At 67.4% G+C, this 11,503-nt stretch carries 8 protein-coding genes and 1 pseudogene; 4 read left to right on the top strand and 5 right to left on the bottom strand.

All coding sequences use genetic code 11. From position 1 onward, the window contains the following. Nucleotides 1-186: 186 nt before the first annotated feature. From GT354_RS50690 to GT354_RS55475, 5 genes are all read right to left on the bottom strand, one after another. On the bottom strand, nucleotides 187-2,172 hold the full coding sequence (locus GT354_RS50690; protein ID WP_161365052.1) for a pentapeptide repeat-containing protein: 1,986 nt from the start codon (nucleotides 2,170-2,172) through the stop codon (nucleotides 187-189). 26 nt (nucleotides 2,173-2,198) lie between these two features. Then, a complete protein-coding gene (locus GT354_RS50685; protein ID WP_161365050.1) occupies nucleotides 2,199-2,411 on the bottom strand; it encodes a hypothetical protein in 213 nt (70 codons plus the stop codon). A 577-nt stretch (nucleotides 2,412-2,988) separates the two neighbouring features. Further along, entirely contained in the window at nucleotides 2,989-3,207 is a 219-nt protein-coding gene (locus GT354_RS53175) for a hypothetical protein (protein ID WP_202513200.1), read from the bottom strand. 710 nt (nucleotides 3,208-3,917) lie between these two features. Then, nucleotides 3,918-4,814: an XRE family transcriptional regulator gene (locus tag GT354_RS50680; protein WP_161365048.1), complete on the bottom strand. Its 897-nt coding sequence runs from the start codon at nucleotides 4,812-4,814 to the stop codon at nucleotides 3,918-3,920. Between the two features lie 1,856 nt (nucleotides 4,815-6,670). Then, a complete protein-coding gene (locus GT354_RS55475) occupies nucleotides 6,671-7,699 on the bottom strand; it encodes an IS3 family transposase (protein WP_161365046.1) in 1,029 nt (342 codons plus the stop codon). A 597-nt stretch (nucleotides 7,700-8,296) separates the two neighbouring features. Here GT354_RS55475 and GT354_RS50670 point away from each other — a divergent pair. The 4 genes and pseudogenes from GT354_RS50670 to GT354_RS50655 form a co-directional block, all read left to right on the top strand. Further along, nucleotides 8,297-9,127, top strand: coding sequence for a DUF3592 domain-containing protein (locus GT354_RS50670; RefSeq protein WP_161365044.1), 831 nt, complete (start codon nucleotides 8,297-8,299; stop codon nucleotides 9,125-9,127). Between the two features lie 820 nt (nucleotides 9,128-9,947). Next, nucleotides 9,948-10,325 (top strand): helix-turn-helix domain-containing protein, encoded by a 378-nt coding sequence (locus GT354_RS50665; protein WP_161365042.1) that lies wholly within the window; start codon nucleotides 9,948-9,950, stop codon nucleotides 10,323-10,325. Nucleotides 10,326-10,411: 86 nt separating this feature from the next. After that, nucleotides 10,412-10,978: a transposase gene (locus tag GT354_RS50660; protein WP_161365040.1), complete on the top strand. Its 567-nt coding sequence runs from the start codon at nucleotides 10,412-10,414 to the stop codon at nucleotides 10,976-10,978. 199 nt (nucleotides 10,979-11,177) lie between these two features. Then, nucleotides 11,178-11,503, top strand: a pseudogene (locus GT354_RS50655) (aminoglycoside phosphotransferase family protein); the annotation flags it as partial.

Genomic DNA, 11,503 nt, shown 5'->3' with positions numbered 1-11,503 from the left:
CCTCGCCCCGCAGCACACGAGCGGTGCCCACCAAGGCCCCAAGGAACACAGCCGGCGACCCACACCCACTGCGCGTAGCGATCGAGCGGTCGGGACGACCGCACGCTCGACCAAACGGGGCGTCGGGACCGACCCGGCCCCGACGCCCGTTCTCAGGTCCAGCACATGTCGAGCGCTGACAGGAGTTCAGCGTTTGACGCGGCCTCGGATGGCGAGGAGGGCGAGGGCGAGGAGGCCCGGCTCGAGGAACCGCGATGTCATCTCGATGTAAGTTCCGCGTTTGGTGAGGTTTTGTCCGCTGGATCGGAACACCACAGAGTTCACGACGACGCGGGTGGCCTTCTCGGCCCGCTTGGCGGTGAGTCGGTCATGGAGCGGCCCGGTGAGTGTCGGGTCGGGGTTGTCGGTCACCACGCGCAGGGTCTGGCCGGTCGCAGGCAGCGGGCCGGTGGTCACAGGCTTGGGGTCGCTGGTGGGTAATCCCCACAGCATCATGGCGAGGATGGTGGTGGTCATGGCGAAGCCGAGCCAGCCCAGGGCGCGGGAGGCGCGGAGGCCGTACCCGGACAGCGCCCAGTAGGCGGTGAGGAGTCGCCGTTCGGCACGGTTGCGGCTGGGGCGGCGGTCCAGGCGCCGCATTTCCATTTCGCCGATGTAGAAGTCGGCTGCGCCGGGTTCGTCCTTGCCGTCCTCGAAGGCTTTGCGGAGTTGGCGGTACAGCGCGGCGAGCGCGGCCGGCCCGGGCACGGGGGACGGGGAACCGGGGGACGGTGGCGGTGCGGCTGTCCACCCGGCGCGCAGCCGGGGACGGTGCGTGGTCAGGGCCCGCCAGTGGTGTTCCTCGGCCGGCGCCAGGCGGTCGGTCCAGCGCAAAGGCATGCCCCGGAGCGGGTCGGTTCCCGGTGGTGTGCGGGCGAAGCGGGTGTCGCCCTCCAGGCGTAGTTGGTCGAGGTGGAACGCGCCGAGGAACCGGCACGCGGCGAGGTCGGTGTTGGTGAGGACCAGGTGGGCGGCGTCGACACCACTCACGGTCAGCACCCGCACCGGGTCGGTGTCCGCGGCGGCCGAGACCACGGCGAGGGGGAAGTTGAGGACCGCGCCGCTCATGTCCAGGTCGCCGTGCCACAGGCGCAGCGTCGAGGTCGCCTCCCACCGGGTCCGCACACACAGCATCGCGGCCGCCGCGGCCTCGATCACCACCGGCGCACCGAACACCGTGCCCGACAGGTCCAACACCCCCCAGCACCACAACGGCCCCAACACCGCGGCAGACTCGAACCGCGCACCGTCGAACCGCGCCTCACGCCTGATCACCACACCGTCGAAGTGGGCATTGGCGGTGAACGTCGTGCCGTGGAACCCGGCACTGGCGATGAACGTCGTGTCGCCGAACAAGGCGTTGCCGGTGAACGTCGCGTCGTGGAACCCCGCGTCGGCGGTGAACCTCGCGCCGACGAATTCGGCATTGGCGGCGAACGTCGCGTTCCGGAAGCGGGCGTTGTCGGTGAACGTCGTGTCGCCGAACTGGGCGTCGGCGGTGAACGTCGCGCTGTGGAACCCGGCGTCGGCGGTGAACGTTGCGCCGTCGAACCCGGCATTGGCGGTGAACGTTGCCCGGTGGAACCGGGCGTTGCCAGTGAACGTAGCGCCGCGGAACATGGCGGTGCCGGTGAACGTCGCGTCATGGAACGAGGCGTCAGCGGTGAACGTCGCGTTGCCGAACCAGGCGTCGGCGGTGAACGTGGCGTTGCCGAACCAGGCGTCGGCAGTGAACGTCGCACCGCCGAACAAGGCACTGTCGATGAACGTCGCGCCGTCGAACCCGGCGTTGCCAATGAACGTCGCGCCGTAGAACCGGGCTTGGGCGGTGAACGTCGCGCCGTCGAAATCGGCGGTACCGAGCCGAGGGTGGTTGGCGGTCGGGTCGCGGAGCGCGTAGAGAAGTTCCGTCAGCAAGGGGCCGTCGAAGGTGGTGCCGCGGTGGTCGACGTCGGAGCCAGGGGTCAGGGCGGCCAGGTACGCGGTCCGGTCCGTGGGGCTGAGGTGGACCAGACAGAGGGCGTGTCCGGTGACGCGTACGCCCCGGCATCCGACGGGGTCGTTCGTGGTCGCGCCTTCCGCGCAGTGCGGCCATGACAGAGGTGTGGGCGAAGGCGCGGGAGGCGACGTCATGACACCGGAGACGACCCGGCGTGAGTTCACGGTTGCGGGCAGGCACGCTCGACGCTCCGGCCCACGGCCTCGACGCCGTCGCGGGTCGTGAAGAGCACCCGCGCCGCGTACATCCGGTCCCCTTGCGCCTTGCCGGTCGGGATCATCCCCTCGATCACGCCTTCGACCACGATGCCGCGGCGCCGCAGGGCGAATCGGCCGGAAGGACGAGGACGCCTCCCGTCGTGGCGGTACGCCACCCAACAGGGCGATGCTCGCCCCGACCACCGTTCCGACGTCCATGCGACCCCCGAGGCTCGTCTGCCGTGGGTGTCCCTTACCCGGTCACGTTGCCCCGGATCCCCCCGATTCCGCAGATGTGGTGTTTGAACCGAAGCAACTCAATTTTCTTTGATCTCATCTTTCGCTATGCCCGATCCATACGCACCATGTACCCGTTGATTGCGTACTTCGATTGCGTTCCTTCGGTGGCGGGCAACGTGACTTCCTTCAGTTGTCCGTCGTATATCATCCACAAGCCGAAACAGTCGTCATCCTGATCACGCACGAGAACCTGGACCGAAAACGGATCGGGCCACGAGAGACTCTGAAGAAACTCGAGGATGCCGTGGCTCCATCACACGTTCGGCATCTTTGGCGAGGATCACTGTCTCGGCATCCCTGTTCATGTTTACATTATTGCATCGCCTTCTATTTGCTTTTCGGCGAGGCCACGCATCCACGCCCTCTTGCGCGCTCTCCGACACGGACGATGCCGAGGGACGGCAGGTCGAACCCCACACCCACCGAGCACGAGACCCCCGGCCGACAGCGTTTTCACCACCGCATCCCGAGTGCGGTGAGCGCGTCGAGGCGTTCGGGCGCCAAGGTGGCCCGGCGTTGTCGTGCGTTGGCGCGGGCGACCCCGAGCTTGACCTCATGAGCCTCGCCGCCGTGCTCGACAACCTCGACGTGTTTGCGTGGCACGGTCAGGTGTCCCTCGCGTTCGCGAGACGCGGCCGCGGCGAGGGTGAGGGTCCACCGGTCTGCCCTCACCGCAGCCGCCGCCGGCTGCTCCGTCTGTTCGGTGACGTCGACGCCGACCTTGCCCGGCGCCGTCCGCTGCGCGGGCGTCAGGTTCGCGCCTCGACCACAACGTCTCTGGCCACTCCAAGGGCAACGCCGCCGAACGCGTCCACCCCGTCGACGTCGTGTGGCGCGGCACCCGCCGACGCTGCCCACCGCCCCGCACACCCCTCCCTCGCGTTCTCGCGCGGGCGGAATGCCGGGCAGCCGGGTCGGCCGGTGCCCCGGCGTGATGAACGGGCTCGACGAACACATCGCCGCCGCGCACCGGGTGCTCGCGACCGAGGCCCGACGAGGGTCCTCTTCGTGGTCCTTCCCGCGATGGGGGACGCGCGGAGGATGGACATGGGTTTCTTCCCTGGTGGGGTGTGGGTGCCGCCCGCGCGAGAAGCGGGCTCCCTCCCGTTCCCGCGCGGCGGGATGGAGGTCGTCGTTCGGGGTTCCGTGCACCACGGTCCTTTGGCCACGACGACCGAGGCGTCGTCGTCGTGGTACCTGCCGGCGCGTCGGCCCCCACGCGCGAGCGGGTGACACGCCCCGACCCGGGCCGCTTTTGCCGTGCGACGCCGGCGCGCGGCGAGCATCGCGTCGCGTTCGGCGCCGGTGGCGGCGGCACGAGCGTGCAGTCTCCTGCTCGTGAACGCGCTCGGTGGCCGCGAGTTCGTCCGCAGCTCAGGTCGCTATGTAGTTCGGACAGGGGCCGAGAGCAGAAGATCGCGGTGCCGAAGCGCCAGATGTAACAACGCGGCCAACGGCGGAGCAACGTTCGGCAGCTTCAGGAGATCGCCGACTTCGGCATCGCGCAGCGGCATCTTGGTGATGACGATCCCCTCGGGACCTTCAAGGACCAGGTCGGCGAACAAGACATCGAACACGTCTGCCTCGAACACGGCGATCGTAAGCAGGACAGGCGTCAGGATGAGGGCCTCCAAACCCATCCCGAACGTCCATACCCGCAGGGTGCCGGCCGTCAGGGCCTGCTCGAAATCGGAGTAGGGACGTCGGGTGTAGTCGACCTCGGCTCCCCCCTGGCCGACTGCCTCTGGCGCTCCCAGCATCTCCTCGTTGAACTCCCGCATGATGTTGCGCCACACACTCAAATCGCTACGGCGGCTCAGAGGCGAGATCGAGGCGGGTTGAAGCATGCCACCCGGAAGCACGTTGTGCGTGTCGTCGCTCGTGGCGGTCCGGCCCTTGATGCGGCGGAGAACGTAGAACTCGCCCTGCCCGTCGGCAGTGCGCCTTATCGTGAGGGTTCCCACCGAAGCAAGCACCACCCGCCGCCCGAGCGACAGCGGTTCGGACTTGTACCTGGCCCGTAGCGGGAGCCGACGCCACGCCGGAAGAGGGTCCGCAGATCGATGCGCCGTGGCGGACAGTTCCCGGGTGAGCGGCCCCGACTGATCGATCAGGTCGAAGTAGGATCCTTCGCCCAGGGTCAGTCTCGGGCCCCCTGCTGCACGCCAGTCACGGGACACGATGCGGAAGCAGAACCGGTCGTCCCAGAGGTTGGGCCGCATCAGCGCGCCCAGGGCTGCGGAATAGCTTGCGAACCTTTTCCACCGCGCCTCTTTCACACACTTCGGCCCGGCTCGCCCCAAGAAACGACCAAGTGAAAAGTAACGCTGTGTGACCGAACTGGTCGGCTGTGGGGTGGTGGGCTTCTCGTCGTGTTTCGCGGAGCAGGCGCATGACGGTCGCGGGTGAGGGGCGGCGGCCCCTCTTCGTACCGGTGGTGATGACGAGTCGGGCGGCCCCCGGAGAGACCGACGACGAGACCATGCCCTCACCGCCGTAGGGACCGTCTTCGGCTGACGTACCCGTGTGGGTGCGGTCGCGGATGTCGAGCCTGGCGATGCGCGCGGCTGTGCAGGCGAGTCCGGACGCGTTGGCCGGTCGGTCTCGCTCCGGCTGCCTGCGGTCACCGGACAGAGGCGACGGTCGGATTCAGAGGCAGGCAAGCATACTGGCGAGACTTGGCCGGGCGACGAGTGGAACTACTGGCAGGTTGCTTGCAAGAAGACCAAACTGTGCAGCTCGAAGTTTCTTGACCTGCTGGGCACTCAGACGGCCATGGCCAGAGGTGAAGGGACGGCAATCGGAGCTCACCAGTACACGGCTTTGTACAGCGCCTGTCTATTCAATGGCGGCAAGTGTGGTTCCGGTATCTGGCTTATAAGCAGTCGGATGAAGAGGAGACGGCAGGCAAGTGGGTCGCGTACGCCGGCAAGGATGCCAAGCTTCCCCCGTCCTTCAATGTGGAGGCTGGCAAGGCATCGGCGGGGGGTACCATTGGCAGGAGTGTTCCGAGCGGAGGCGGCACTGTATTCGCTCAATTTACGGATGTCGGAGGTGCGGCCGGTTTCTCTGGATTCACTGTAGGGGGGCCGGCAGTCGGGGAGACAGCGGTAGTGCGATCGCTTTCATTTGGGACGGGCTCGAATTCCTTCATGGCCCAGGCTGCGGGCGACGTTTTTGTGACCGACCTCCAGCGGAATGCCGGCTCTGGACAGCTCAACAGTGTTGGCGTTTTTCGAGAAAGGCAGAACTATGTGGTCGAATTCACGGCGGAAGCAGCCTTCCTCAGTGGAATTCGGCCCACTATGAACCCTGGAAAGCCAAATATCTATACTATACCGGGCGGTGGGCTCATCGATGCGCTGGAGTCGACAGTTACGAGAGTTCGATGAACAAATCCATGCCGGAGCGTCTCCGTAATTAACTCGAAGGTCTTTCGTCGGAGAGTTTGGAAAGTCGCGTTGAGGCAGTAGCATCCATCGGTATGCTAGTTGGCGATTTGGCCAAGTGTGTAGTCGATGTATTCGAGAGCGATGCTGAAATTCGCTTCCTGGCATGGGAGCGCATGGCGCCGTTTGGAACTGTGATTCTCGGTCCTCTGGCATCCGTATACAGCTGCACGCGGGATCCGGAAGTGAAGATCATGGCAGGCATGGCCATGCTTTATTTGGGAGATAGGCAAGCTGTGCCATTCCTTCTCGGAAAATTGGAGTACGGAGACCCCGATCCTTGTCGAGCGGGCCCGAGCCTTGGCCGACGCGGGAGTTCGTGAAGCAGTTCCAGCCATAGAACAGGTTCTGCGAGTTTGTCCCGTCGGGGAGGTGCAGACAATCGAAAGCCTGGTTGCGGCGTTGCGGACGCTCAACCACCCATGTGTAGGCGACCTACGGGCACGGCTCGGCAGGGTGGAGCCGAACTGGTTGCGGGAATCACTGCTGGCTGAAGAGTAGGACTGGGTGAGGTTTCCCCTCGATCGTGGACACCCTGACACTTGGATCGTTGTGTGAGTGGTTGTTGGTTGTGGGGTGGTGTGGGGTGTGCGGGCTGGGGTTTCGCTGTTGTATCGGGACGGTTGTTCCGGGCGCGGGGTTGGTGGGTGTGGTTTCGGGGTGCGGGTTGAACCGCTCCGAGTTCGTCAGAGACTCGGGTTTGTGGCGATGACCTGCGGCTTTGGTTGTCTCTGGTAGTGCTTGGCTTCGTATTCGACGGGTGGAACGTGGCCGATCTCACCGTGGAGGCGGGTGTGGTTGTACCAGTCGATCCACTCGGCGGTGGCGAGTTCGACGGTGGCCAGGGTGTGCCACGGGCCGCGGGGTTTGATCGACTCCGTTTTGTAGAGGCCGATGGTGGATTCCATCAGGGCGTTGTCGAGGGCGCCGCCGACGGTGCCGATGGATCCGGCGGTGCCCTCGCGTGCCAGGTGGGCTGCGAGGCGGAACGAGGTGTACTGCGAGCCGGCGTCGCTGTGGTGGATCAACTCCCCGTGCAGGACGGGGTGTTGCATCCGGTCGCGCTGCCACAGGCCCATCTCGAACGCCGAGAGTACGAGGTCGGTGCGTTTGTTGGTGGCGGCGGACCAGCCGACGACACGGCGGGAGAAGGTGTCCATGACGAACGCGACGTAGACGGTTCCGGCCCACGCGGCGACATGCGTGAAGTCCGCCACCCACACGCGGTTCGGCGCCGACGCGACGAAGTCGCGTCGCAACAGTCCGGTGCCCGTGTGGCGGTCGGGTCCGCCTCGGTCGTGCGAACCTTCCGATCCCGGACGGCGCCGGAGAGCCCGGCGTCCTTCATCAGCCGGGCGACGGTGCAGCGGGCGACGTCGGTGTGGCCGCGGCGTTTCGGCTCGGCCCAGACCTTGCGGACGCCGTAAACGCCGTAGTTCATCTCGTGGACGTTCGCGATCAGAGCGGTCAGTTCCGCGTCGCGAACGGATCGTGTCGAGGGGGCGCGCTTCTTGTACGCGTAGTAGGTGGACGGGTGGATGCTGCAGCCGTGTGCGGTGAGCACGCTGCAGATCGGCTCGACTCCGCCGAAGCGGTCCCGGTGCTCGTCGATGAACGCTACGAGCGTGTGTGTGGCCGGTCGAGCTCGGCCGCGAAGAAAGACGTCGTTCGCTGCCGGCACGGCGCCCCCAGCCCCCGCTTTCGCCGCGATGCATCGGCCGAACGCGGACAACACAGGGTGCGTCGTTGCTCGGCTGTGACGGCTCGACCATTGGCCTCGAGCACGCCGATTCCGCGCTGCCGACGACCTTTACCCGGCCCAGGTGCTCGATCCCACGGACGGCTTTCACCTGTGGGCCGGTACCTCGTCCGGATGGGCCGGTGCCAATCCTCGGATATCCGCTGACCATACCGAAGAGGGCCGACCGGGTCCGTATCCACAGGAAACGAGGTTCCGCCGATCACCGCGCCCGCCGACCTTCGACACAGCGATCCGATACGAGCAGCGACACGCTTCACGTTCACCCCGTTCCCGCCCTCACCCCCGCCGGGACCGACGTCATGGGGTACCGGCTGGACCCGAACAAGCCCGACCTGGGCTCCCCGGCCCGGCGTTCGGCGCGCTCACCCTGCCCGTCAATTCACCTCGGGCGGCCGCCGCGCCCAAGGACCGCGCCGGCAACCGGCCGGCAGCCGCGGAACGAAGGCGACGTGGGCTGACTCGCCGCGGTGGATCGAGTACGTTCGGGTAACGTCGACAGACCGGTGGGATCGCGTGTGCCGTCGACAATCGAGGGGGAGGTGTCGTGCCGATGGCGGCTCAGGACATGGGCGTGGGCGTGGTGCTCGGATCGGGTGGATCGGTCGCACGGTTGGATCCCGAGGGGTTCGTTGTCGCGAAGCGGCGAACCCGAACCCGCGTCCCGTACGCGCACGTTCGTGACGTGCGAATGGAAAGTTCACGGGTGGTACGAATAATTCTCCACGACGGGTCGGAGCATCACACCCCCAAAGACAACCGGGCCGCGTTGACGGCGTTCGCCACGGGTCTACGACAGCGCGTGGCGGCAGCGGGGGCGCCCGGACCGGACACTCCCGCGGTCACCGTGGAGGCACTGTCCGCGTGGAGACCGGACTTCGCGCGGCGCCGGACCCGAGTCGTCGCCGCCCTGATCCCGTATCTCGCGATCCTGCTCACGCTCGGGATCGCCGCGGGCGGCGGCTACGTCATCGGGTTGCCGATCGCTGGGGTCCTGAGTTGCGGCTCCTTCCTCGTGCTGTGGATCTGCCTGGACACCGTGCGTGAGCGCTTCCACCTGCGCACGCGCGGGGTCACCGTCAGGGTCCCGGTCGGGCGCGGCAGCGTGTCCCACGGACGCTACTGCGTGTTCGACCAGCGCTTCACGACGGCCGAGGGCCGTGCGGTGGTCGCCTCAGTGGCGCTCCACGCTCCGCGGGCGACTACGACCGGGGACTTGGTGGACGTGCGCTACGACCCGCGGGATCCCGCGAAACGGGTGCGGATCGGCACCGATCGACGAACGCTGTACAGAGAACTCCCGGCCCTGCTCGTCTGCGGCGTCGTCTTCACGATTCCGGTCGTGATCGGAGTGGTCAAAGCGATCGCCGACATCCTGCGCTGAACCGTCGCCGCAGATGCTCCTGAGCCGGGATCTCACCCACGAGAATGGCACCGGCATCCTCAGGGGGGTCGATCAGGTGCTCCGCGCGTCAGAACTCCGGCGTGATCACCAAGCGGTCCCCTTCACCGGCGTCATGGCCCGGTGGCGCGGTCGAGGTGTAGTTGGATACGGGCGCGTAGGTTCAGGGCGTCCTGATCGGTGGATCCAGCCAGTAGTGCCAGGGCTGCCCGACGACCGGCGCCGCGACGCCCTCCGCGAGCAGCGCCTCGCGCTGCGCCGTCGCTTCCGCGAGATTCACGCCCTTCCCATAGGTACACCGTTCGCCAGGAACTACCTGTCGCTGATGCCGCTGCCCGCGAGCCGATCCTGTGCCCGTGGCAGGACCTGGCCCGATACCGCGCCATCCACGACACCACCGCCGAAGACGGGTGCGTGTACGCGACCGCCACTGGGACCCGATCCAACGGCGGATTACCGCCTTGCGCCGATCCGGGATCGAACCCGACACGATCAACGCCTTGCTCGACCGCGCCACGCCAACCGGATGAAGCGGGAGGCGCGTCCACGCGCGGCGGCGGGTCGTTAACGTCTAGCGTGATTCACGACACCGGGTTATCGCTGCCACAGGCGCAGAGATGGCCGCCTTCGGCAGTCCCGACCGGCTCGCAGTCTCCCCGTGCCCTGTGATTCGCGCCAGGTTGGCGGCACCCTGCGCCGGCCGTCGGCCGAGGTGGGCCCGCCGGATCGGGTGTTCCACGTTCCCTCTACTGAGGTTTCCTGATCCGATTGACGGTGTGTCATATAAGGGCATACCTGCTGTATGAGGGTCTCGGGGATGACTCCGGCGGAGCGGGAGCGCCGGGAGAAGTTACGGTTGCGGGCAGGTGGTTGGTTCGCCGAGGGTGTGTCGCGGGCCGAGGTGGCTCGCCGGTCGGGCGTGTCCCCGCAGGCGGTGTCGGCGTGGCACGGAAGGTGGGTGGACGGCGGGGGTGGACGCGTTGCGGTCTGCCGGTCCGCCGGGCGCCCGCCGGCGCGTGTCCGACGAGGGGTTCGCCGAGGTGGCGGCGGTACTGGAAGCCGGGCCGGAGGCGGCCGGTTTCACCGGGCGGATCCGGACGCTCGCTCCGGTCGGACGGGTGAATCACGCAGGTCACAGGGGTGGTGTACGCGTCCCCGTCGGGCGTGTGGCGGCTCCTGAAGGCCCACGGGTGGTCACGGCGGCCGACCGGCCCGGCGCGCGTTGGAACGGGACGAAGAGGCGGTGACGACCCGGCGGAGCACGGTGTGGCCCCGGGTGGAACCAACGCGGAGCGGACGGGTGCGGTGATCGTCTTCGCGGACGAGACCGCCCTGTCGCTCCCGCCGCCGGTTCGCGCCACGTGGGCTCCGCGGGGCCACACCCCGACACTGCGGGTGCGGATGGGGAAACGGCCGAAGACCTCGCTGGTCGGCTGGTGCTGCCATCCACCCGACGGTCCGCCGAAATTCCTGTACCGCATGGTTCCGGGATCGGTCACCGACCGGGAGTCGATCCGGCAACTGCCGGACGTGCACAGGACTTTCGCCCGCCCGATCGTACTCGTGTGGGACAACCTGGGCAGTCGTCGCAGCCGCCGAATGCAGGCCTTCGCCGAACGCGTCGACGGGTCGACCCTGGTCTTCCTGCCGCCGTATTCCCCCGATCTCGACCCGGTGGAGGGCAGTTGGGCACACCTGAAGAGCGGGGCTCTGGCCAACCTCGGCGCCCGCACCCTCGAAGAACTGGTCTCCGTCGCCCGTCAAGGCCTGCGGCACCTCCAACGCCACCCCGCACTCCTCAACGGCTTCCTCGCAGCAACCGACCTGACATGACAAACCAACGAAAACCAATCCGCAAAGCTCAGTAGTGCAGGTGTCTTGGCGCCTCTGGTGACTCTTGGACTCCTAACAAAAGTGGTGGAACCGGGTCGGTGTCGTGTCTGAGGCCGCCGGTAACGGGACGTGGTCAGCCGCGTAATCGCACGCGATAAACCCGGCGACGTCGGCGATCATCCCCGGGATACTGCCGTCCATGGATGAGGTCAAAGTCGTCGTCGCCCATTCCGAGCGCGCGACCCTGCGCGTAGGCGACGTGTTCCTGAAGGTGGACGCCGATCAGGCGCGCATCGACGTCGAGGTCGAGGCGATGTCGCTCACCCCGGTCCCGACCCCGGAGGTCCTGTGGCGCAAGCCGCACGTGCTCGCGATCGCCGCACTTCCGGGGACGACGCTTGGGCGCCTCGGCGGGCCGTCGACCGGGTCACCGGCGGCGTGGGCCGCCGCGGGGGCCGTCATCCGGAAGCTGCACGAAGCGCCGCTGCCGCCCCGGCCGGGCCGGGCCGGGCGGAGCATCGTCGC

The sequence above is a fragment of the Streptomyces sp. SID3343 genome, from assembly GCF_009865215.1.
Taxonomy (GTDB): domain Bacteria; phylum Actinomycetota; class Actinomycetes; order Streptomycetales; family Streptomycetaceae; genus Embleya.
This window is presented reverse-complemented; position numbering and strand designations above follow the sequence as displayed.

Bases quoted from the DNA above. Each gene is read 5' to 3' on its own strand.
- GT354_RS50690 (WP_161365052.1), bottom strand. From the start codon at position 2,172: ATGACGTCGCCTCCCGCGCCTTCGCCCACACCTCTGTCATGGCCGCAC.
- GT354_RS55475 (WP_161365046.1), bottom strand. From the start codon at position 7,699: ATGCATCGCGGCGAAAGCGGGGGCTGGGGGCGCCGTGCCGGCAGCGAA.
- GT354_RS50670 (WP_161365044.1), top strand. From the start codon at position 8,297: ATGGCGGCTCAGGACATGGGCGTGGGCGTGGTGCTCGGATCGGGTGGA.
- GT354_RS50665 (WP_161365042.1), top strand. From the start codon at position 9,948: ATGAGGGTCTCGGGGATGACTCCGGCGGAGCGGGAGCGCCGGGAGAAG.